This window comes from Hoylesella timonensis S9-PR14 (genome assembly GCF_000762405.1).
GTDB lineage: Bacteria > Bacteroidota > Bacteroidia > Bacteroidales > Bacteroidaceae > Prevotella > Prevotella timonensis_A.
This window is the reverse complement of sequence record NZ_JRPQ01000055.1, coordinates 35354-60354: the sequence shown is the minus strand read 5'-3', so window position 1 is coordinate 60354 and position 25001 is coordinate 35354. Positions and strand designations below refer to the sequence as shown.

Here is a 25001-nt window from a genome sequence, read left to right as displayed (position 1 = left end):
ATTTACAAACTGCCGTGTCACATTAAGGAAAAAATCTATTTGTCAATTCACAATTTCTTGCCATGAAAGAACATGCTGATTATAAGAAATTATAAAATTAATAAGGTTTTATTTTGCCCAATGTATAACTTCTACTACCTTTGCAGCCGTTAAAAACATTTGATAATGGATCAACAACATAAAAATAGATATTTAGTAGCGGCTGCCACGTGCTTATTTTTAGTCTTTGGCTTGATGTACTATTACTTTTTTTCCGCATTTTCAAACTCAGAAACCACTCAGTATATCTACATTGATACCGATGACAATGTAGACTCTGTTGTCGCTAAATTAACGCCCATCGCCAAACAACACAGTCTTCATGGCTTTACCACGCTGATGCGCCATAGTCAGTATGCCGACCATATACGAACGGGAAGATATGCCATCAAGCCCTCACAGGGTGCATTCACCGTTCTAAGGCACATAAAAAATGGCATTCAAGACCCCATCAACCTCACAATACCCTCTGTTAGAACCATGGATCGGCTGTCAGAAGAATTGGGCAAACGGTTAATGCTTGACAGTACCGACATCGCCAAGGCTTTGACCAGTCAGGAAGTCTGCAAGAAATATGGCTATGATACAACGACCATTGCTTGTATGTTCATTCCCGATACCTATGAAATTTATTGGAATATATCCATAGACCAACTGTTGGACAGGGTAAAGAAAGAAAGCAATCGTTTTTGGAATAGCAAGCGCACGGCACAAGCACAAGCACTGAAACTATCCAAAAATGAAGTCATTACATTGGCAAGTATCATTGACGAAGAGACCGCTAACAATGCAGAGAAACCGATGATTGCAGGAATGTATTACAATCGTCTGATGCTTAGAGATAGCAAATATCCAAATGGAATGCCACTTCAAGCAGACCCCACCATAAAATTTGCATGGAAAGATTTTGATTTGCGACGCATTTATCAAAAACTTCTAAACATCAAGAGTCCGTATAACACATACAAGAATACTGGTTTGCCACCAGGTCCTATCCGTATAGCCTCCATTGCTGGCATCGATGCTGTATTAAATATGGTGCACCACGACTATCTGTACATGTGTGCCAAAGAGGACTTTAGCGGTACGCATAACTTTGCGAAAACTTACCAAGAACACTTGGGAAACGCAAATAAATACACCGCAGCACTCAACAAAAGAGGAATACAATAAGATATTTTGCAAAGATGATTCATGAAAAGGCAACTACCTGTCATTGAATGATTAATAAATTAGAATTAAAAAATGCCCGTTTCTTCACAGAGATGGGCATTTATTTTCAATAGGTATTAGTTTTCTTTAAGGTAAAAGATTGTATTCAGGATAACACTGCAAATATAGAGAATTAAAATGTATCAAACAAATTTATTTCCATATTAAATAACATATTTCTATCATTTCCACAAAAAACTATGGTTGGTAGAATGGATAATCTTTAGTTTTTATTATCTTTGCACATATTATATTAATGACATAGAGGTTAGCCACGGCTTTTGTAAGCTAAGAGTTATCCTAAAAGTAGTTGAATATGACAGTACAAGAGGACAATCACACAGAAGAGAAAAAAAGCCTGAGTTTTGTAGAGCAACTCGTTGAGGAAGACCTTGCGAAAGGCAAGAATGGTGGAAGGATTCAGACACGTTTCCCTCCAGAGCCCAATGGCTACTTACATATAGGACATGCCAAGGCTATCTGTATGGACTTTGGCATCGCAGAAAAATACAACGGTATATGTAATTTACGCTTTGACGATACGAACCCAAGCAAAGAAAACAACGAATATGTCGAAAATATTCTCAACGACATTTCATGGTTAGGGTTTAAGTGGGAAAATATTTATTACGCTTCAGACTATTTTGAAAAGCTGTGGGATTTCGCGGTTTGGATGATTCGAGAAGGACATGCCTACATTGACGAGCAAACCGCAGAACAGATTGCTGAACAAAAAGGTACACCTACAACTCCGGGTGTGGCTTCTCCTTATAGAGATCGTCCCATCGAAGAATCGCTGAAACTCTTTGAACAGATGAACACACCAGAAGCCGTTGAAGGTAGTATGGTGCTCCGTGCAAAATTGGATATGGCAAATTCCAACATGCACTTCCGCGATCCTATCATCTATCGCATTATCCACATTCCTCACCACCGTACAGGAACTAAATGGCATGCCTACCCTATGTACGACTTTGCCCATGGACAAAGCGATTACTTTGAGGGTGTAACTCATTCTATCTGTACACTCGAGTTCGTTCCACACAGACCGCTCTATGATCATCTTATTGATTTTTTGAAGGAGATGGACGGAACAAGTGACGTCATGAACGACAATCGCCCACGACAAATAGAGTTCAACCGACTGAACTTAACCTACACAGTGATGAGTAAACGCAAACTTCATGCACTCGTAGAAGAGCATGCTGTTTCGGGATGGGACGACCCTCGCATGCCGACACTGTGCGGAATGAGACGTCGCGGGTATTCTCCTGAAAGTATTAGAAACTTTATCAAGTCTATCGGCTATACCAAGTTTGATGCGCTGAATGACGTGGCATTGCTCGAAGCTGCCGTGCGCGACGATTTGAACAAGAAGGCTTGTAGGGTGAGTGCCGTGTTGAATCCCGTAAAACTGGTGATAACCAACTATCCCGATGGCGAGTCTGAAGAAATGGAAGCCATCAATAATCCAGAGAATGAAGCAGACGGCACGCACACCATCACATTTAGCAAAAATCTGTGGATTGAGCGAGATGACTTTATGGAAGATGCACCCAGAAAGTTTTTCAGAATGACACCTGGCAAAGAAGTGCGACTGAAGAATGCGTATATTGTTAAGTGTACTGGATGTACCAAAAACGAAAATGGTGACATTATAGAAATCCAAGCCGAGTACGATCCACAAAGCAAAAGTGGAATGGAAGGAGCAAATCGCAAGGTAAAAGGTACTCTACACTGGGTATCAGCAGACCATTGCCAACAGGCAGAGGTGAGAGAGTATGACCGATTGTTCTACGTAGAGAACCCTGGAGCAGATGAAAGAGATTTCCATGAGTTGCTAAATCCTGACAGTCTACATGTTTTCAAAAACTGTTATGTCGAAGAATATGCAGCTAACAAAAAGCCTGGAGAATACCTACAGTTCCAACGAATTGGTTATTTTATGGCAGACCCAGATAGCAGTGCATCACATTTAGTATTCAATAAAACAGTAGGATTAAAAGATGCTTGGGCAAAAGTAAAGAAGTAAGCATATCCATTTATTCTATCTAAAGAACCGCTTAAATGACAAGTAACAACAATTCGTATTTTGAATCGAAAGAGTTTAAAAATATTTTGCAGCAATTTGAAAAATCACAAACGTCAGGCAATCCTATGTTTATGGATTCAGACGACTTTTCAGATATAGCAGAATATTATTTTAATCAAGGAGATTTCAAAAATGCCAAAAAGGCTATTCATGACGGTTTGGATATCTTTCCTCATTCAACGGATTTGTGGATTCTCAAAGCGAAATTAACTGCTTTAGTAGAGAAGGATATTACAAAAGCTTACACCTATCTTGAGAGAGTTGAAGATAAGAGCGACTTTGAGTACATCTACTTGTTAGGTAAGTTGAAATTGCGTGAAGAACAAACGGAAGAAGCAGAGAAATTATTTCGGAATCACTTGAATGATTTAGTCAAGGAAGAGCGAGAAAATTTCATTTTCGACATCGCCTCACTATACGCAGTAAACGAGCAATTCATGAAAGCCGAAGACTGGTTCGAGCTATTGAAATCAAAAACAGATGATGACTGCCAAGAGTTGAAAGGGCGTATACTTTTAGGTTTGGGCGATTATGAGGAGAGTGAACGAATCTTTCAAAAACTCATAGACAAGAATCCATACTCTGTTGATTATTGGACAGATTTAGCTTCTTTGCAAGCTATCAATGACCGCTTTAGCGATGCGATTACAAGCTGTGAATACGCTATTGCTATCAATCCCAAGAACTCACTCGCAATAATTATCAAAGCCAATTCACTTTTCAACATAGGGAACTTTGAAGAAGCCTTGAAATATTATCTTGCATACCAGCAGTTAGACCCAAATGACGTGACTATTGACGGTCTGATAGGTGTTTCTTATCTTCAACTTGACCAGCCCGCAAAAGCAATTGCTCACTTGAAAAGGGCGGAACAACAGAATCAAGACGATCCGGAAAGCTTAGCAGAGCTTTATGAAAATATTGCCTTGACGCTGTCTCATTTAGGAAAAATGGATGAGGCTTTGTCCTACATTGATAAGATGCAGAATTTGGAATGCATGGACATGGAGGACATAAAACTAACAAAAGGGCATATCCTACTTGAAAATGATCAGATAGAAGCAGCACAAGAAATTTTTCAAGAAGCCATACTCCAGCCCGATGCTTCTGCGAATACTGTCTTGAAAATAGCCATCTGTTCATATGATTGCGGTTATGTACAAATGGCTTATGAAGTTCTTAAAAACTTTCTTGAAGGTGCGGATGAGACTTGGGAATATGGATATTCCTTTTTTGCTGTTTGTTGTAAAACTCTCAATAAAACGGATGAATTTTTACAAGCAGTGAAAAAAGCATGCGAAAAAAATCCAGAAGAAGCCCAAAAAGTATTGCAAACCTTTTTCCCGGAAGGTATGGCACCTGAAGAATATTACAACTTTCTCCTTCAGAACCAATAAGTAAAAAATGTGTTTATTATCACAACAAACTATTTAGAATTATTTACATGAACTGGTTTTCTTCACTCATGGGAAACTTGAATTATGGTACCGTCTTTCTACTGATGTACATTGAGGGTACTGTAATACCCGTTCCCTCGGAGTTAATTGTGTCGCCAGCAGCTTATCACGCTGCCGCAGGACACCTTGATATCACACTTGTCATCCTTGTCGCTACTTTGGGAGCTGTTCTTGGTTCCGCTACAAACTATATGGCTGCTTATTATTTAGGTAGACCGATTGTGTATAAGTTTGCAAATAGCAAATGGGGACACATGTGCTTGTTAAACCAAGAGAAGGTAGAAAAGAGCGAAAAATATTTTTATGACCATGGCGTTATCGCGACATTGACAGGACGTTTGTTACCCGGCATTCGACAAATCATCTCTGTACCTGCTGGTCTTGCAAAAATGAAGTTTTGGAAGTTTATCCTTTACACCACCATTGGTGCAGGAATTTGGAATTGTGTGTTAGCAGCATTGGGATGGTATTTACATTTTATAGTACCAGAGGAACAACTCAACGAAAAGATTATTGAGTATAACGACCACATCAAGGTTGTGATTTTTGGTATAGCTGCCATTGTTGCACTCTACTTCCTTATAAAATATCGTTATCGAAAAAACAAGCAAAAAAAGACGGTTTAAGAACTTGTTTTCAGCTTAATCGCATGATGTGCATAAATCTGATAACAAGTATTATCGTTCACTAAGCGTCAAATCGACACTATTTTCATATCCGCAATGCCCATCAATAGGCGTTGCGAACTTCTTTTTGGAAAAGTAAGTCGTCTATCAAACTATCCTTCACCTACTTTTCACTAAAATGAAAGAATGGAAGACACTATCTTTGAAAACTTCTAAACTTTCGAAAAAAGCTGATGTGTCACAAAAACAAAGTTTGATTTGGCTTTTTTTCAAACAAATATTATCTTTGCATGAGATAGGAGCAAAGATGGAAAAATATTATTTTCCATTAGTAGCTTGTTCTATCTGATGCAAATGAAAAATCAATATTTCAAGATATTCATATTACTCATCATCTGCCAGTATGGCTTGTTAGAATCGTTATCAGCTAAAAGTAAGAAAGATTCTATCTTAACTCGCATATTTACATATCCCGAAAAGATAAAGACGCTACAAGCACCTGACACTGTGAGTTATGCATATATGAAGTCTTCTTTTCACATTAACAAGCGAAATCTGCTGTTAATGGCTGTTCCAACTATGTATGCAATGGCACATGTTGGCAGCAGACGTTATCTTGAAGAAAGCTATAATAAAGTCACTTTCTTACCAAATGGCAAATACCAAATAGATAAAATTCTGTCGCTATCTTCTGCTGGCACTCGCCGTCTATCATTTCCTGCCATGCTTCATTACTTGACACCTAATATATATGATGTCACTCTGATTAACGAGAATGTGCTTTCTCCTTTTAACAGGCAAAATAAAATTTATTATAAATATACTATTGAAGAATCGGCAGACAGCTTACTAAAGCTCCATTTCAAGCCACGGTTAAAGAACACACTGTTAGTAACTGGTGAGGCGAAAGTCGATGCTCGTTCGGGGAAAATTAGCAGTATACAACTAACAGGCGAGTATGATATGATCTTTTACAGACTATCCATTCAGATGGGAAACCATGGAGTACAATCTCTGACACCTCAAAATTGCAGCCTTACTTCACGCTTTTTATTCTTTGGTAACGATGTCCGAACACATTATACCATTGCTTATCATTTGCCTAAGATTCTTCCTAACATCTCTGAAGCGAATCAAAATTTTCAATTGATGGAACAGATTCGCCCAGAACCGTTAACTTCTTACGAGAAAATGGTGTATAGCGAATTACTCAAAGATAAACGAAACGAAGAAAGAGACACTACCGCATTGGATTCTGTTGCAACTCCTCCTAAAGTAAATTTTGTGAAATCTGTCCTTTGGGATATGATTGGCGAAAATATATTTAATGATATCCACCAAGATTTTGGCCCAAACAAAGCAGGCTCTCTGCGGATAGATCCCATCTTAAATCCATTATACATGGAATATAGCCCAAGTCAAGGATTTTATTATAACTTCAACATTCGTGGCGGATACCATTTTTCTGAAAATAGCAACATTTGGCTCCAGCTAAAAGGAGGTTATTCTTTTCGACTACATCAATTTTCTTTTTGGATACCTCTTATCTATTACTTTGACATTCGGCACAACGGATTTATCAGTTCAGGAATATCAGGAGGTCGAAGAATTCAAAATGGAAATTTAGTAAATGAATTGAGAATAGCAACAAACAATAATCGTGTTTGGGATAATCTGAATTTATATGAGTTTAACGATTCCTTTTGGGATTGTTATGCGAACTACGACTTTACGCCTAAGATAGGCTTCCAAGCAGGGTTTGTTTTTCACCGCCGAACAGCATTAAACAAAGTAGGATTTGAACTTATTAACAAACCTTCTGTATATACTTCTTTAGCTCCCAAGTTTCAAGTACATTATAGGCCATGGGGATATCAAGGTCCTACACTGATGGCGTGTTACGAAAAAAGCATCAAGAAACTGGCAGGAACCAACACACCCTATACTCGTTGGGAGTTTGATGGACAATACATCTTGCCCCTTCACAACGTACAATCGCTATCCATGCGCATTGGAACGGGATTTTACACCGATAGATCTCATAATGATTACTTTGTGGATTTTGAAAATTTCAGACAAACTTTCCTACCAAATGGTTGGAACGACGAATGGTCTGGTGAATTTGAACTCTTGGAAAGTAGTCTATATAACCAATCTAATTATTACGTTCGTGCAAATTTCACCTACGAATCTCCTTTCTTAGTATTGGCTTGGACACCTCTCATAGGGCATTTTATTGAACGTGAAAGGCTGTATCTAAGTGCACTTCGTGTTAAAAATGCAAATCCATATTTAGAATTGGGCTATGCAATCAAGACACGCTTTCTCTCTATTGGCGCATTTATGTCGAACATGAATGGCAGAACAAAGGATTTTGGGTTTAAGTTTGGTTTTGAATTATTTAGGCGGTGGTAACCCTTCATCACAGAAATAAAGAATATGAATACACAGCAACCGAGTTCTCTTACTATCTCCAAGGCAAGTGCGGGGAGTGGTAAAACTTTTAAATTAGCCACAGAATATATCAAAATAGTCATTGATAATCCGTACGCTTATCGCAACATCTTGGCGGTGACATTTACCAACAAAGCGACAGAAGAAATGAAAATACGCATTCTCAGTCAACTTTACGGTATTGCTCATGGACTGTCTGATTCAGAAAGTTATTTACAAGAAGTGAAAAAAGCCTTAGATTTATCAGACAAACAGATAAGGGAACGGGCTGAAAAGGCATTAGACTTATTGCTCCATAATTACAGCTATTTTCGGGTAGAGACGATAGACTCCTTTTTTCAGAGTGTACTACGAAATCTTGCACGTGAGTTAGACTTAACGGCAAACTTAAGGATTGAACTCAATGACAAAGAGATACAAGAAAAAGCGGTAGACCAACTGATAGAAGAACTTCATCCCAAACAACAACTGTTAGGGTGGATATTAGACTTTATTGAACAGAAAATAGCAGACGACAAATCATGGAATGTGATTGGGCTTATCAAGGATTTTGGTAATAATATTTTTCAAGATACCTATAAAGACCATCAAAGCGAACTAACTACCAAGCTCAACCAAAAAGGATTCTTCCCTCAATATGTCCAACAGTTATATGCCATTAAAGAGAAGACTATCAAGGAATTAAAAGATATTCCGCAAGAGTTTACGTCCCTTCTGACGAAATACAACGCTTGCATTGACGACTTGTCGAGAAAATCAGGAGGACCTGCAAGCTACTTCTTGAAAATGAGCAAAGGTACTTTTGACTCCAAGATGCTCATCAATTCGTATGTTCAAAAGGCTTTAGAAAGCCCAGACGGTTGGTTGACTAAAACAAATTTGAAAGATCCACGATTATATCAATTAGCAACAGAACTGACACAACTTCTGGAAAATGCAGAGAAAAAGCGAAGAGCAATGATTAAGCCTTATCGTACAGCAGACCTTATTTTGAAGAATCTCAACCAACTACGTTTATTAAGTAGTATTGAAAATAAGGTTAGAGAACTGAACGACGAAGGCAACAACTTCTTGTTGAGCGACACACAAACATTGCTACATGAGTTGATAGACCAAAATGACAGCCCTTTTATTTTTGAGAAAATTGGAACGCAGTTATCACATATTATGATTGATGAGTTCCAAGACACGAGCACCGTACAATGGAAAAACTTCAAGATACTGCTTCAAGAGACGATGAGTCATCAAGACACTAACAGCTTGATTGTTGGAGATGTGAAGCAAAGCATCTACAGATGGCGTTCTGGAGATTGGAGACTGCTAAACAATATTGAGCAAGAGTTTGCCCCCTCACATCAATTAAAAATAGAACCTCTCGATACCAACTATCGGTCAGAACATCATATTGTGAACTTTAACAACCACTTCTTTGAAATTGCAGCACAACAGGAATACGAAGAGTTGGTTGCCTCACAGACGCAAGGAGCTGAGCAAATGCAAAAGGCTTACGCAGATGTCGTTCAAAAGATTCATAAATCTAAAGATAAACATGGCTGTGTACGTATCAAACTCTTCCCTAAGGAGCAATACAATGAAACTACAATTGATGAGATAATCCAAACCATTCAGTTGTTGTTAGACAACGGAGCCAAAGAAAACAGCATTGCCATTTTAGTGAGAAACAAAGCGAACATCCATGATATAGCCGACGTGTTGATGCAAGCAATGCCTCATATCAAGCTGGTTTCTGATGAGGCGTTCCGCTTAGATTCTTCAAGTGCGGTGAATATATTGGTGGATGCCCTCCACTGTTTGACGCATCCAGAAGATCAACTAACAGTGGCAAATTTGGCAAAAACATATCAAACCCAAGTTCTCAACCACGATTTGGGCGATGATGATTTGTTGATTCAAGGAAAAGATATTTGGGATTTCCTGCCCAAGCAATATGTCTTAGAAGCAAAAGCGCTACTGTCTCTACCTGCAATGGACTTGGTGGAGCGACTATACGCCCTGTTTGATTTATCATCTCTCAAGAACCAAAGTGCCTATGTATGTGCATTTTATGATGTGCTCAGTCAGTATATTTCAGACAATATTGCCGAGATAGACAGCTTTATCAATCAATGGAATGAGACGTTGCACGAAAAGACCATCCAATCTGATGGCATTGACGGCATCAGGATGTTGACAATTCACAAGAGTAAAGGATTAGAGTTTGATCATGTCATTATTCCTTTCTGTGATTGGAAATTAGAAAAAGAAAAAACACTATGGTGCAAAACCGATGTTGCCCCATTCAATGAACTGCCCGTGATACCTATTACTTTCAATGAGGGGAAAATGCAAGAGTCCTATTTTGAAGATAGCTATCAGTACGAACACCTGCAAAATGTTGTTGACAACATGAATCTTTTATATGTTGCCTTTACCCGTGCTTGTAAGAGTTTGTTTATTTTTGGGCAGCGAAAAGTACAAGCGAGACGTTCTAAAATCATTGAAGACTCGCTGGAGAAACTGCATACGTCTTTATCCGACAGTAGACTGGAAGGAGATATGAACAAGCGAGACGAGGTGCTTTGCTTTAGCTACGGAGAGTTATGGGTACCTTCTGAAGAAGAAACTAAATTTTCTGAAAATGTTTTCTTCTCGCCCATTGAAACGCGATCTGTAGAGATGAAGAGTTATGGCAACAGTGTAGAATTTAGACAAAGCAATCAGAGCAGAACATTCACTCTCCCTGAAACAAACGAAGATACCACGCAGCAAAGCTACATTCAACTTGGTAATGTGCTACACATGCTTTTTTCCAAAATAAAAACCACATCCGACATCCCCACCATTTTAAGAGAACTGGAGTTTGAAGGGGTGCTTTACGACAACATCATTACCCATGAAAAGCTGCAACAGTTATTGGAAAAACGTCTCAACAATCCAAAAGTGGCAGAGTGGTTTTCACCTCAATGGGAGCTATATAACGAGTGTAGCATCATCCACACCAATCCTATCACAGGTGAAGTTATGACCCACAGACCCGATAGAGTAATGATGCAAGGAGATAAAGTTGTGGTGGTAGATTTTAAGTTTGGTAAGCCTCATCCCGAATATCACGACCAAATCAGAGAATACATCCATCTACTTCAGCAAATGGGACACACCCAAGTGACAGGATATTTATGGTTTGTTTATAGTAACTTGATTGAAGAAATAAAATGAAATATAGTTTTTTAGAATATGTTGCCAAAGATTTATTAGAAAAATTTGGTACCAATTTATCACACATTGCCGTTGTCTTTCCCAACAAACGTGCCTCATTGTTTTTGAACAAGTACCTTGCACAGCTGTCCGATCGCCCTTTGTGGAGTCCATCTTACCTCACAATCAGCGATTTGTTCAGACAGCACTCTACGCTTACCGTTGGAGATCCTATCAAGTTGATTTGTGATCTCCACAAGTCATTTATCACCTGCACTGGCAGAGAGGACACGCTGGATGTGTTCTATGCGTGGGGTGAACTGTTATTGGCAGATTATGACGACATTGACAAGAATTTAGCAGATGCCGATAAGGTCTTTGCAAATCTACAAAACATTCACGAGTTGGATGATATCTCGTATCTGTCCGAACATCAAAAGCAAATATTGCAAAAGTTTTTTAGCAATTTTGATGAAAACCATCACACAGAACTCAAACGCCGATTCATCGAACTGTGGAGTCATTTAAGCGACATCTATCACCATTTCAATGAAAAGCTATCGCTGCAAGGACTTGCCTACGAGGGAGCATTATATAGAAATGTGGTATCAGACAAGAACCTCTCATTTGAATTCGACCAATATATTTTCGTAGGTTTCAATGTGCTGCAACAAGTTGAGCAAGAGCTTTTTCGTCACTTAAAGAGCATGGGTAAAGCCAAATTTTATTGGGATTTCGACGATTACTATATGAGCGATGAGAAACAAGAGGCGAGCCACTTCATCCGCCAATATCTTGACGTTTTCCCCAACGAGTTAGATTGCCACAATGCCGACATCTACCAACAATTCAAACAGCCCAAGCAAATTACTTACCTCTCTGCGCCTACTGAAACAATACAGGCAAGATATATCAGCGAATGGCTACAACATAATGGCAGAATGGAGGCTGGCATTAAAACCGCTATCGTGATGTGCGATGAGTCTATCCTGCAAACAGTCATCCATTGCATCCCTCCTGAAGTAAGCAAGGTTAATATTACCACTGGCTATCCTTTAGCCCAATCACCTGTAGCGTCATTGATACACCAACTGCTAAAATTGCAGTTGTCAAGCTATGCGCATAATGGCAAATATCGATTAACAGAGGTGAAACGCATGCTTAGCCACCCCTACATCAAATATCTTTCAGAAAATGCACCAGAATTGATGGCAAACTTGGAAGAAAATAAGCATTATTTCCCCACTCGGAAGGAATTGTCCGTAGATGCGGGATTAACTTTGGTGTTCAAAGAGTTGGTAGACGATTCTACAAACCTCTATCTTACTGAGTGGATATTAGAAATACTTCAACTCATTGGCAAGAACGGCAGAGATAGTGAAGATGCCTTTTTTCAAGAGTCTGTATTTCGGATGTACACACTCATGAATCGACTACATGAGCTCATCCATAGCGGAGATTTGCGCATACAGCTCACTACTTATGAGAAACTCATTCTCCAGCTCATTCAAAATACTTCCATTCCTTTTCATGGAGAGCCTGCCGAAGGCATCCAAATCATGGGAGTACTCGAAACTCGCAATTTGGATTTCGACCACATCCTCATTCTCTCTTGCAACGAGGGGAATATGCCAAAAGGTGTCAATGACGCCTCATTTATCCCCTACTCTATTCGTGAGGCCTACGGACTCACCACCGTGAAGCACAAAGTAGCGATCTACGCTTATTATTTTCACCGTTTATTACAGCGAGCCTCTGACATCACACTCACTTACAACAATTCAACAGAAGGAAGTCATAAAAGCGAGATGAGCCGATTTATGCTGCAAATGTTAGTGGAAAGCGGTCATCCTATCCAAAAAATTGCGATGCTCTCTGGACAGGAAATCAAACATCATGAAGCCCACCCCATTGAGAAGAAGGAAATGGTCATGGAGGTGTTGTACAACTTGAACCAAATTTCACCAACTGCGATTAACAGATATATGAGATGTCAATTGCAGTTTTATTACAACACGATTGCAAAACTTTACGAGCCAGAACCCGATAACGACATTGATAACCGCATGTTCGGAAACATCTTTCATAGGAGTGCAGAACTCATTTATACGTCTTTACAACAAGAGAGCGAGTGGATAAAACCCACGCAGCTTAACAAGTTAAGAACCAAAAGTCAGCTACTCGAAAGATTTGTAGATCAAGCTTTTTATGAAGAAATTTACAAATCAAAAGACAAGGTACGCCCTATTGAATATAATGGGCTGCAACTGATTAATCGTAAAGTGATTATCGACTACTTAAAACGACTGTTGAAAATAGACGAAGCCTTAGCTCCTTTTAGGATTCTTTCGTTGGAAGAAAGGGTTAATACAACGATTTCTTTTGAGACTGCACAAGGATTGAAGACCATCACTGTGGGCGGCATTATCGACAGGTTGGACGAAGTTACCGACCCAGACGACACACATCGTATACGAGTCGTTGACTACAAAACAGGGCGACCAGCCACTTCTGTACCTACAGATGTAGAAGATATCTTTAGTGACGACAACCTAACAGAAAAACACAAAGACTATTATCTACAGACTTTTCTGTATGCCAACATTGTAAGGCAGCATCAAGAACTCAATCCAGAAGGCTTGCCTGTCAGTCCTGCCCTACTCTTCATTCAGCGAAATCCGGATGATGACTTTGACCCGACACTGCTCCTATCAAAAGAAAAAGTGAGCGACATCGGTACTTACAGCTCGGATTTCAGCAAACATTTACAACAAGTATTGACCGATATATACGATTCATCTCACCCCTTCACACCTACCCAAGACAACAAACGGTGTACCTATTGTCCCTACAAGCGAATTTGTGGTCGAAATTAGTCAGTAAGGACAAAAGACTGACAAACTTACAGAATAACTTACATAACTTACAAATAAGTTACGAGAAAGATGTCGGAACTTCTCGTCAAAGGCATCGCACGTTAGCCACTTTTGTGGGATGCTTTTGAAGAAGTCTATCCATATATATTGAGTTATTCTCATTCAGGCACATATATTACCTGTCCATTATCTAATTCATATGCTATTCCTATTTTTTTTCCCTTGGTACCGTCGGCATTACTTTGATCGTTGGAAGGAGTATAACGCTCTATCTTTTTACCTTTTTTCGTAATAATCTCCATATTTTCTTTACCTGGATTTTTTACCATCGTAAAATCCTGACTGCTGAACATCTCTGGCATCTTGTACCGTGTTACCAATGCCACCATGAGAGCCACGGCAAAGACCATAGACACGTCAAAAAGATTGCCCACCACACTCATGGGATTAAAATCTTCATCGTTTGAAGATGATGCATAACGGCGACGTCTTCTCATACTCTCTCCTTGTTTTCTAAGATTAAATCTGCCAAGAACTCTAATTGCGTGCGCTGCTGCATGAACCAACGCCGCTTAACCTGCATGGTTATCATGCCTACGCCAGCCGAGAATAATCCTACGACGGTTGTGGCAAAAGCCACTTGCATATTGTATGCCATAGAGGCAATGTCACCAGTTGACAATCCCACAAGAGCAGGTCCCATGGGAATAAGCGTTCCCATAAGTCCCAACTGCGGTCCTAATTTAGCCAACAAGGCAGGCGCGCCTATCTCTTTATTATAATCTATTTCAAATTGGGAAAGCAACCTCTCAATGTGTTGCTCGCTTCCTTTCGCATCTAATATGCGATGCGCGTAAACTAAAAGAGGCGACGTTCTTTGCGTAGGCAGCTGCTCTTTGAGACTGGGCAATCCAGCGACGGTAAGAGTGTCGAAATGCTTTTCAATGACACGCACCGTATGTCGCATGCCAAGATACTGCCCGAAGAATGTACCTAACAAGAGTAATGCCCGAATAAAGAGCAACAATAAAATTACGATGACAGGAATTAAAAGTCCTGTGGTAATCCAAAAAAGAAAATCTGAAATATAAGTCATATTTGTTTTTATTTAGTTTTCAATCAAGATGTTTTTACAATCATGTATTTATCAATGTCCTATTTTATTTTAATGTAGCGTATCAAAGCCCCTAAGAAAACGCCCAGTGCAAGCAACAAAGCCACTCCAGCCGTAGCGAACCAATTAACAGGCGAATTGCTATTTTGTGGCGTCGACACCCGAACCGTTGCCACGACAGCAATCATTGCCACGATTAAATTTGAGAGGAAAAGCATTTCTAAGCGTACGTCTCTATCGCCTAAAAGTCTTCGCAACAGAAAAGTGAGCAATGGTATGGATACGACAAATACCGCCGCCAATACATATGCTATGAGCGAGAACGAGAGACCGGGCAAGCCAAAGATGCACTCAACCAGCATGGCAAAAACAACAGGAAAGATTGCAAAGCCTGGCCACCATTGTAATATAGCGTAATATATTTTTTGACGAAACGTAGCAGCCTGTGGCATCCTTGTCTTTTCCCGCGCTGCAACCATACAAAAAAGCAATTGGACAATAATGTCTACTGAGAGTATGACAGCCATATTTTGCATGATCGGCTCAGAAGCGAACCATTCGGCTATATGCGTACGCGATTGGTTAATGGCGATTTGCCATGTACTTATCGTAAACACTGCTATGAGCATGGTGTATACCGCAATTCCTTTCCACGTTCCAAAGGTTTGCTTCAATAGAAAATTGAAGCAAACCAATAACATAAGAATAGCTATGACAGTAACCATTATATCAATTTCATTGTTTAATTTTTTTTGCTCTTTGCTGATACAGAAAATTATCTATGATGGATTTTTTAACTTGTTTTTTAAGTCAAGATGTATTCTCATATAATCACATTTACCCATAAGATGGTTTTTCAGAAACAGCCTTCCTTCATCTTTATCGCATTTTACGATTGCGTCGCACTATGAATGCAACAGCAATTATGGCAATAAGTACGACAATGATAATAACCGTACCGTTTACGGTGTCAGAGGTAGTATTTTGGTTGTCAGACAAAGTCTCCTTCTTCATGGTCATTCCCTGTTTGCCTTCAGTAGCCTTCTCTCTTATCTGATCAATGTTTCGGAGATATTGTTGCCGTTGAACGGCATTGTCCGTTCCCTCCTTCGCGATAAACTGACGAAGTTTATTATTATTACACACAAATCCCGAGCATGAGGGTTTAAAGCGGTTCACTAAGTCCATGTGCCGAGAAGCCAAGGTTTTTATTTGTTCGTGCGTAGGTTTCCACATTCCTTTGCGCGCGCCTTCCAGCATCACGGCCGTTATCTCTTCAAGAGCTGCAGGATTTTTTTGTTCAAAATACTTCTGTATTCCTAACCTATATTCGTCTTTTATGTAAACTTGATAAATTTTATTCCAAAATTGTTGGTCAATCACGTTGGTACGCATCACATTCCAACCAAAAGTATTTTGTATAGTTTTTGCAAACTCGTCAGCTCCCTCTTTTCCACTCTTGATATGTTCTTTGATGTAAGCAGGATTGAAGATAGTAGTTCGGCTTTCTATACCCACCGCTTCTTTCAAATCTTGCATACGCATATTGTAATGATTGCGCATATCACTAATGTAAGCATCCGGTTCTTTGCCTGTTGCCTTGGTGACGGCTATGTTGAGCCCGCCCATAAACTCATAAACATGGTCTAAGCTTAATGCTCCCCATAAGTTACTTTGTCGCGGTTGAACGATGACATCTGTACGAGTAAGAGCAGCTTCGAAGGCATATTCTTTAAAATCCTCCCACTCTTTGTCATCACCATAGAAAGCTCCCATATTGTTTAGATAGGTATCCGCTATCTCTGAACGGTTTTCCCATTGGTCGCTACTCATTACCATCGACTGTATGTTGGTGCCATAACTGCCATTTACTCCGCCAAACACCCGTCGCGCAGCCATGCTTCGTGCTTCTTTTGGTGAAACACCTTTCTCTGTCAGCACTCGCTCGGTCTCCTTTACTCCCTCGCTTACCATGTTCTCATACTTATCATCATGAGCAGCGGCGGCCATTTCGACAGCTCTGTTGATTAAGAACAAACGTGATGCGGCTAAGTCTCGCAACTGTCCAGAGGTCTGTACAACTACATCTATGCGTGGACGTCCTAACACTTTTGACGGAATAAGCTTGATGTCTGATATGCGTCCAAAGAAGTCACGAACGGGTTCTACCCCCAAAAGGTATAAAATCTGTGCAATAGATGCGCCTTGTGTTTCAATAAATTCACTACTCCAAAGCGTAAAGCTCACTTTTCTTGGAATGCTGTCATGGTGATGTTGTCGATACAGGGCAATGGTGTTTTCTGCCAGTTGTTTACCTTGTTCCCATGCAGCTTCGCTGGGAGTTGTTTCGGCATTAATGCTATACATGTTACGCCCTGTTGGCAATGTGTTGGGATTCGTCACAGGATCGCCCCCTGGTGAAGGTGATGTGTAGCCACCATTTATTGCATTAAGAATGCTTTTCAATTCCATTGCGGGGCTTTGTATCAGCAATTTGCGGTATTTCGCCACGTTCATAATTGTTCGTTCGGCTTCTATGACAGCAAATGCTAAATCCTTTTCATGAGATGAGAACGAAGGCTTTTGCATTCTCATGCCACCCATTCCCATTCCCTTTGGCATATTTCCTTTCATAGAATTCATGTTCTTTTTCATGCCTTTAGCCATCGGTGACTTTTTACTCATACCTTGCATCATAGCCATCATACTGGTTGGTGCGTTAAGTGCCTCGCAAAGATGATGTGCTTTTTGCAATTCGGCGGGAGCAATACTTAATACTTGGCACACCATTTTTGGATTGCCAAGAGAAGGGTTTGCAAGAAGTTTATCTACCAACTTCTGAGCAGGGTAAAGATAACGTTGTACGAACAAAGAACGTTGTTTCATCATGACATCAGACGCTCTCCCCTTTTGCTTGTCTACTGCGAATTGCGCATATGCAATAGGATCGGCACACATAGCCATAACCGTAGAGTGCAAACCTTGGGTATCATAAGGTACTCCCATCGTGTATAAATGGCCACCGATCTTTTCGGTTGCCAATTCTTCAATAAAGTTGTCTACCTGTTGCATCTGCTCTTCATTGTACGGCCGCTTAAGGTTCGCGTCTAATTGTAAGTCGCGATGAATGCCCATTTTCACAACCATCGCCTTCACTTGCAAGGCTGTTTCCGTTATACCAGGAAGTTTTTTAGCAACTTTAGTATGATACACATCCATTTTATCCAATAATGCCTTGTACATAGTGCGCACGTCATTCTTCATATAAGGCTGTGTAAGATAGGTTTGCAAGCAAGCATACGAACGGCGTTTGGCGATGACTCCCTCGCCAACATTGCCTACTGTGTATATATATATGTGAGGAATTGCCCCCACTAATCTATCGGGCCAATCCTCATTGCTCAAGGCAATTTGCTTTTTTGGCGTAAACTCCATGCTGCCATGTGTGCCAAAATGCACCAACACGTTGGCCTTAAAGGCATGTTGCATCCACAAATAAGACGCGATGAAAGCATGAGATGGAGCCGCATCTGTTCCATGTACGATCTTAAAGGAGTTACCCTGTGTGCTAACAGCGAGTTGAGGCATGAGAACAATATTACCCAACTGTATGCGCGGTATAGCCAATTCGCCTTTGTCTGTCGCTAAGTAATTACCAGGGAATTCTCCATTCTTCTCTACTACTTCCTTATATTTCTCACCAACGATAGAAGCCTTTACCCATTTATCATATTCCTCTTTATTTACCAGCGCAGGATGCCCTGTGTGAATGAAATGAGTGATGGCACCTTTGGCATATGTACCCAAAACCGCGCCTTGCTGTTGAATGAGTTTTTCAAGTTCCTCTGCTGATGACGGAAGGCCTTGCACGTTATACCCCTGCTGCTTCATGGTGGTGAGCAAATTGAACAATGAAGAGCAAACATCCATACCACTTGCTGTTAATGCATTTTGTCCAGGCCCCTTGTAATAATAAATGGCAACACGTTTTTTGCTGTTTGGTATATTTTTCAAGCGAATATAATTGTTTACCGTTTTCACAAAAGTGTTCAATCTGTCGGGTATCGCATCTACATAATCAAGACCGTCTTTTCCCTTATAATGAGCAAAAAGAGCAAACGGACGGATAGCTCCATCGATTTCTGGCATGGTTACACTCTGCGATAAAAATCCCCCCATCATTCCCTGTTTGTCATTGCGCCAATCCTTCTCAGGTTGGTTTACGTTGAGCGGAGCGAACAAGGGAATATTCTTTTGCTGCAAGAAAGCCACCAGATTATCACCAACTCGTCCATGTGCCATATTGATAACGGCACGCAGAGGAATGCTGTCAGCATGTCCCTCTTCTATAAATTTTCGAATGTCGTTAACAGGATAAACATTATTTCCTGTTTGTTCCAATCGTGCAATCAACGAGGTAGGTTCGCCCATCGGACCCATGACCACTATTGCCGGTGCGCCTTCGTGCCACAACCCTTGTCTTTTTAAATAAGCATTGTATTCTTTTACAGAGTTAAACTGCAAATCATCGGCAGCCTTATCCTCTGTTTTCGGACGATGATGCAACAACCCAAGTATATGTTCAACCACGGGTTGCGGCATTGGAGCCTTAAAAATTTTAGCGTCAATGTATTTGCGTACATACAAGGCGAGATTACGATAATTTTGTCGTCCACCATTTCCCAGATACTGCCGCAAGGTGTCAGCACTAACCTGGGCAATGGTTGTAAAATCGTTTTCGGGAGTTGTAATCATCGTACTTAGCATGGGAACCCCCTTTTGGGCAGCCGTCGTAATGAGCTTGCGCTGTTCACCAGTAAGTTTCAACCCCATGGCTTGCACAAACACCATGTCGTACTTGTTGAGCTCGTCAAGATTTTCTACACTTAAATTTTCTATCTTAATCATTCCATTGTCGTTGGCGCGACTAATTTGAGCAAGTTCAATGGCTTGATAATTTACAAATGCGATACGGGTACGTGAGAACCAATGACTCCATCCCCATGTTGCCAAAATAATGACTATTATTGTAATAGCGGCAATGATAATTTTTTTTCTCATCATGTTCTAATATGATTATAACTTTAGCATATCTGCAATATTAATAGAAATCGTAGCGACATAAGTACGACCATTTTGTGGATATTGTAATCCTGAATCAACAGCTTTGTCCTTATAGTTCAGCAAATTGTCAATCATGACACCGATTGTAATGCCATGGGGTAATTGCGAGCGCAAGTTGAGCGAACAGATAGTGCGTGCTTCAAAATCTTCTCGCGTGAAGCTCTCAACGCCTTTACCTGTCTGCTCATCTTTATTACTTTTGTAAGTGTAGGTAGAGAGAGCCGACACCCAGTTGGCGTAGAGTGACAATGTTTCTGTCGTCTTTCCCCATTTCTTTGAATATACGGCACTTAACTTGGCGCTATGTGGACGCAGCCATGACAGGTTATATCCGTTTTTCTTATTATAATCGGTAATATAGGTGTATGCTCCCGCAAGTTGCAGCCCCCAGACAAACTTGTAATTGGCCGTCGCCTCCACCCCAAATGTCCTAACGCTGTCGGCGTTTTCCCACCTCATGTCCATGTTTTTTTCTGGATGAACATACGCATAAGTTATCTTGTTGAGATAATTATTATAATAAGACGACAGGGAAAGGTTCAACCCATTCTTATCATATTCGACAGATGCGGACAATTGGCTTCCCACTTCAGGTTTCAAGTTAGGATTGCCATACATTTGTATAAGTCCACCCATGCTCCATTCTTGATACAACTCTTTTAGGTTTGGAGCACGATACCCTTGCGAATAGCCCGCACGGGCAGTAACAAACGCCCAAGGCCGATACATGACAGATAGTTTGGGTGTAAAGTGCAGCTTATATCTTGTAACCTTGTCGGCACGCACGCCCGCCACGATGTTCAGTTGCCGCCACGGTTTCCAGTCTTCCTGCAAACAGCAAGAAAATTGACTTGTGTGCATTTGTGCGGTGTCTGGCAGGAAATAATGTTTCAAGTCTTCGCGAACATAGTCAACACCTGCGCTTATGGTGTGTTTGCCTAACGTACCCGAATAATACAGTCTTCCCGTCGTGTTGATGTTGCGGTACACATGCTCTTTCAGGTCTACCTTGTCAAACACGTTGGTCTTCTGATAGTCGTCACGTATCACGGTCAGCTCTATGTTCTGATTGCTGGATGGTATGTATGACAGTTTTCCGCTCAATGTCAAATCCGTGTAAACCTGATGCAGTTTTTTGTATTCATTGCTCGGACGCCTGTTGTTATAGTACGAGCCACGAAAATCTGCGCGTAGCTGGTCGTTGAACACATATGACAATTTTTGAGAGACATCCAATATGCTGTATCCGTGAATGGTAGACTGGTAAGCAGGCAGCGTATCACGCTTAACCACCCCGTTAGACAAACGTGTCTCACGCACCTTACCCGTACTGTCGGCGATGGTATACGACTCGCGCTTGCGATACCCGAACGAGGTGAGTGCTGAAAAGTTCTTACGGTTGACACCTGCCGAAACCGAGTACATCTCGCCGTTTCTCCCTGCATATCGGGTGGAAACGCAAGCAGTAACGGGACGGAAACCTTTGCGTGTAATGATGTTGATAACACCCCCGATGGCTCTGCTGTCGTATAAGGTAGCGGCAGCTCCGCGCACTATCTCTATCCGTTCAATGTCGTTTACGTTAAACCTGCTGTAATCTATGTTGTTGGCGCCACCCTCACCACTGATTCTCTCACCGTCGAGCAAAAAGAGTACCGCCTTTCCGCCCAGGCCCTGGTAAGTGATTTCGGTTGCTTGTGACATGTCATTGTACGAGAATTGCAATCCCGGCAACGCCGTTTGCAGCAGTGTGGTAAGGTCTATGGCGTTTATCGTTTCTATTTCGCGCCGTGAGATAACTCGTGTCAGCACAGGCATGTCTTTTAATGGGCGGTCACTACGGGTTCCGGTTACAACCACTTCGTTCAGGTTGGTGCGCGAGGGGAACAGCGTAATGCTGGCGTTTTGACCGGGGCGTGCGATGATATGTTTGGGCTGAAAGCCTACATACGAAGCAGTAATGTCATAATTACGATTTTCGTTGACCGTGATTTCAAACATGCCTTTGCTATTGGTTCCTTGCTTAATGGTAGTGCCAGAAACCGCAATGAGTGCTCCTGGCAGCGGTCTGTTGCATTCATCGGTTACCGTTCCACGAATGGTATAGCGAGAGGATGCAGCGTCAGCTTTGGCAGAGGTCGTGACAAATTGGAGTATTGCGAATAAGTAGAGCAAGAATATTTTGTTCATGAAAACAATGAAAAAAAATAGATGAGCGTTACCTACCTTTGATGGTTTGTTTGTTTCTCACCTTATTTATTATATATTGAGCGATATTGCGGTGAAAGAAGTATAGGTGACAACGCCTTTCCGAGAATGGACATTCGGTTTGATAGGTTGCTGCCTTGATAAAGCAAAAAAGCCACCTCTCATGCCCTTATCAGCAGAATGAAAGGTGGTTATCTTCACAAGGGTTTAATTCTTTTTAACAAACTTGTAGTCGAATGACACTTGTTTCTTCTTTCCTGTCGCATCAGTAATGTCTGTGAACTTGATGGCTGCAAAACTTCCATCCTTAAATTTTACAATAAAGATGCGCCCTTTATTTGCCATTTCATATTGCCCCATCCCCGCACGACGCATATACTTGTGCAGATTAGGATTAGAAAATCCCTTACTGTATCCCATTGTCGGAGGCATCTGCATCATACCTGCCATATCTACCAAAATCCATACAGGCTTGTCTACTGTCCATGTACCACCTTTGGGAAGTTCAGTGATTTGGTCAAGAGAGGTGGTATCCTTACCTGCAATCATCACCTCACCGCCATTGGTCATGGGGTCATACAAGTGGAAAGCGATGTGCCACTTCTTTGGCTCGTTATTTGCACGCTCGGGTATCTCTTTGGTAATCTGATCCATTTCGCCCGTTTGCCGGTTCATCATGCCATACACCCATGCGCGATAATCTGTCTGGGTTTCAGTCTTGCCACTTTCCAAATCAATGTAAACCCACTTGTCGTAGTTGGTCATTTGTTTTTCTTGCAACAAAATATCGGCATGCTTGCAAATCACACTTTGTTCTTCTTTCTCTTTCTTTTGGGATAAATCCTCCGATTTGTCACACGATGTCCATGTAAAGACCATGGCTGTAAGGCCCAAAAACAGGGCGGTAGTCATTTTTTTCATTTTAATAATTGTTTGAATAATGAGTGTTATAAATTTAGTTGCAAAGGTACAAAGATGAAAAAAAATGCAAAATACCTATTTTTATGTATTTCGCTCACTTGTAGATAAGCTGACAAAATGATTTTTTAGAGAAGTAACTAGTTGTAGGTAGAAGAAAAATGAAGAGCTTTAAAATAAGGTGACAACATAAAGGACATAGATTAATTGTTATATAAGTTTCATATTGAACAAGCTAACAACCTGATAAACAAACTAATACCTTAACAGACTTATATTTATACCTACAAATAGGTATGCCTGAGTAACGTCACAATTAGTAGGTATTGCTCATTATATTGATAAGACGTACTTTTGCAATACAAAAGGCGCTATAACTCAAATATGCGTACCGCATTTGGTTTGCGTACTATCATAGAAATTCATTTAAACTTTTACAAAATAACAATTAACATGAAAAAATTTTTACTACCTGCTCTTTTGGCAGTATTGTGTTTAGGCGTTAACGCCGAAAGTAAGAAAGCACCCAATTATTACAGAGCTATTCCAAAAGTTCACACGCACCGTCTTGCGCAATGGAGTACGTTCGGAGGTTCAGAAGTCTTTAAATATAAATATGATGACAATGGGTTTCTGACAGAAGTGGTATCTACCGAAGATGACAATCCAACGGAAGTCATCAAGTTCTCTTATGATGCGAATGGCTATTTGAAAGAAGAAACACGCTATACCGTCAAGCCAGAAGGCGGACAGCGAAAAGACCGACGTGACGTTTACGATCGTGACGACAATGGATTTATCAAGACCTATCATAGATACACGTTAAAACCGGATAAAAAGGGGAACCTTATATTGATGGAAGACTTACGTTCTACATACGAGTACGATGCACAGATGCGCGTGATTAAAACCAATGACGTGCAGTTTGACGAGAAAAATCTGAAACTGGAAGGTTTCGCAGATCGCCATACCACCATTACTTATGATGACAAGGGACGTGAGCAGACCTTTAGTTTTATGATGAGCAACGGCAACAATGTATGGAAAGAAGTGTTTGAATACGATAACAACATTGACGACCGCATGGTAGGTTTGAAATATATTCCAGGAGAAGAAATGACGGAGAGCACACCCATGGAGCTAAAGTATGTGTACGATGACAATGGAGACATCACGAACACAGGAACAGAAGCTTTCTCTTACACATTCAGCTATGGCGATGAAGGCGATGAACAGTACGATGCCGCACATACGTTCATTCCTTTGGTGCAATCAGAAGGAGACCGCCTTTACTTAGGTCCGCGCAACTGTATGTACTTCAACCACCTTCCGCTCAACAAGGCTTTTAAGCATGTTCCCATGAGTGAATCTACGGATGAAACCGAATGTAGTTATGAAGAAAACACGGCAGTAGAGAAGAAAACGGATGGCATCGCAGAAATCACCCATGACCAAGCGAACATTAGCTTTAGCAATGGCTGCCTAATCATTGAGGGGGCGACAAACAATGGCACGGAGCAAGTTTGCGTGTACAGCGTAACAGGACAATTGGTGGCAACCCATGTGGTAAGAGGCAACAAGACTATCAGCCTGAACACGTTGCCCGCTGGCGAATATATAGCCAAAATAGGAAGCAAAGTTGTCAAATTTGCAAAATCTTAATACATCACGACAGTATAAGGCAAG

Annotated in this window: 14 protein-coding genes; 8 read left to right on the top strand and 6 right to left on the bottom strand. The window is 40.8% G+C overall.

Annotated features, from left to right (window positions below; all coding sequences use genetic code 11):
* The first annotated feature begins 165 nt into the window (after nt 1–165).
* From mltG to HMPREF9304_RS02500, 7 genes are all read left to right on the top strand, one after another.
* Nucleotides 166–1212 (top strand): endolytic transglycosylase MltG, encoded by a 1047-nt coding sequence (mltG, locus tag HMPREF9304_RS02530; RefSeq protein WP_036926214.1) that lies wholly within the window; start codon nt 166–168, stop codon nt 1210–1212.
* Between the two features lie 355 nt (nt 1213–1567).
* The gene (locus HMPREF9304_RS02525) at nt 1568–3283 is read left to right on the top strand and encodes a glutamine--tRNA ligase/YqeY domain fusion protein (protein ID WP_036926213.1); all 1716 of its coding nucleotides are present in this window, start codon (nt 1568–1570) and stop codon (nt 3281–3283) included.
* Nucleotides 3284–3318: 35 nt separating this feature from the next.
* Nucleotides 3319–4740 (top strand): tetratricopeptide repeat protein, encoded by a 1422-nt coding sequence (locus tag HMPREF9304_RS02520; protein WP_036926212.1) that lies wholly within the window; start codon nt 3319–3321, stop codon nt 4738–4740.
* A gap of 47 nt (nt 4741–4787) precedes the next feature.
* Nucleotides 4788–5426 carry a DedA family protein gene (locus tag HMPREF9304_RS02515; RefSeq protein WP_036926211.1) on the top strand — a complete coding sequence of 213 codons (639 nt, stop codon included), beginning with the start codon at nt 4788–4790 and terminating at the stop codon, nt 5424–5426.
* 354 nt (nt 5427–5780) lie between these two features.
* Nucleotides 5781–7841, top strand: coding sequence for a DUF5686 family protein (locus HMPREF9304_RS02510; RefSeq protein WP_036926229.1), 2061 nt, complete (start codon nt 5781–5783; stop codon nt 7839–7841).
* Between the two features lie 24 nt (nt 7842–7865).
* Nucleotides 7866–11096 carry a UvrD-helicase domain-containing protein gene (locus HMPREF9304_RS02505; protein WP_036926210.1) on the top strand — a complete coding sequence of 1077 codons (3231 nt, stop codon included), beginning with the start codon at nt 7866–7868 and terminating at the stop codon, nt 11094–11096.
* On the top strand, nt 11093–13951 hold the full coding sequence (locus tag HMPREF9304_RS02500) for a PD-(D/E)XK nuclease family protein (RefSeq protein WP_036926209.1): 2859 nt from the start codon (nt 11093–11095) through the stop codon (nt 13949–13951). The genes HMPREF9304_RS02505 and HMPREF9304_RS02500 overlap by 4 nt, the downstream gene beginning before the upstream one ends.
* 158 nt (nt 13952–14109) lie before the next feature.
* On the opposite strand, the gene HMPREF9304_RS02495 is transcribed toward HMPREF9304_RS02500, so the two are convergent.
* The 6 genes from HMPREF9304_RS02495 to HMPREF9304_RS02470 all read right to left on the bottom strand — a co-directional run bounded on the left by HMPREF9304_RS02495 (nt 14110) and on the right by HMPREF9304_RS02470 (nt 23318).
* Nucleotides 14110–14448, bottom strand: coding sequence for a DUF2149 domain-containing protein (locus tag HMPREF9304_RS02495; RefSeq protein ID WP_036926208.1), 339 nt, complete (start codon nt 14446–14448; stop codon nt 14110–14112).
* Nucleotides 14445–15047: a MotA/TolQ/ExbB proton channel family protein gene (locus HMPREF9304_RS02490; protein WP_036926207.1), complete on the bottom strand. Its 603-nt coding sequence runs from the start codon at nt 15045–15047 to the stop codon at nt 14445–14447. Before HMPREF9304_RS02490 ends, HMPREF9304_RS02495 begins: the two co-directional genes overlap by 4 nt.
* A gap of 59 nt (nt 15048–15106) precedes the next feature.
* A complete protein-coding gene (locus HMPREF9304_RS02485) occupies nt 15107–15739 on the bottom strand; it encodes a hypothetical protein (RefSeq protein ID WP_231564449.1) in 633 nt (210 codons plus the stop codon).
* Nucleotides 15740–15944: 205 nt separating this feature from the next.
* Complete coding sequence (locus HMPREF9304_RS02480) at nt 15945–20126, bottom strand: cobaltochelatase subunit CobN (RefSeq protein ID WP_036926228.1); 4182 nt, start codon at nt 20124–20126, stop codon at nt 15945–15947.
* Nucleotides 20127–20141: 15 nt separating this feature from the next.
* Nucleotides 20142–22379 carry a TonB-dependent receptor gene (locus HMPREF9304_RS02475; RefSeq protein ID WP_036926205.1) on the bottom strand — a complete coding sequence of 746 codons (2238 nt, stop codon included), beginning with the start codon at nt 22377–22379 and terminating at the stop codon, nt 20142–20144.
* A 225-nt stretch (nt 22380–22604) separates the two neighbouring features.
* On the bottom strand, nt 22605–23318 hold the full coding sequence (locus tag HMPREF9304_RS02470) for an HmuY family protein (protein ID WP_052045856.1): 714 nt from the start codon (nt 23316–23318) through the stop codon (nt 22605–22607).
* 450 nt (nt 23319–23768) lie between these two features.
* Here HMPREF9304_RS02470 and HMPREF9304_RS02465 point away from each other — a divergent pair, with 450 nt between their 5' ends.
* Nucleotides 23769–24977, top strand: a complete 1209-nt coding sequence (locus tag HMPREF9304_RS02465) for a T9SS type A sorting domain-containing protein (protein ID WP_036926226.1) — start codon at nt 23769–23771, stop codon at nt 24975–24977.
* Nucleotides 24978–25001 lie beyond the last annotated feature (24 nt).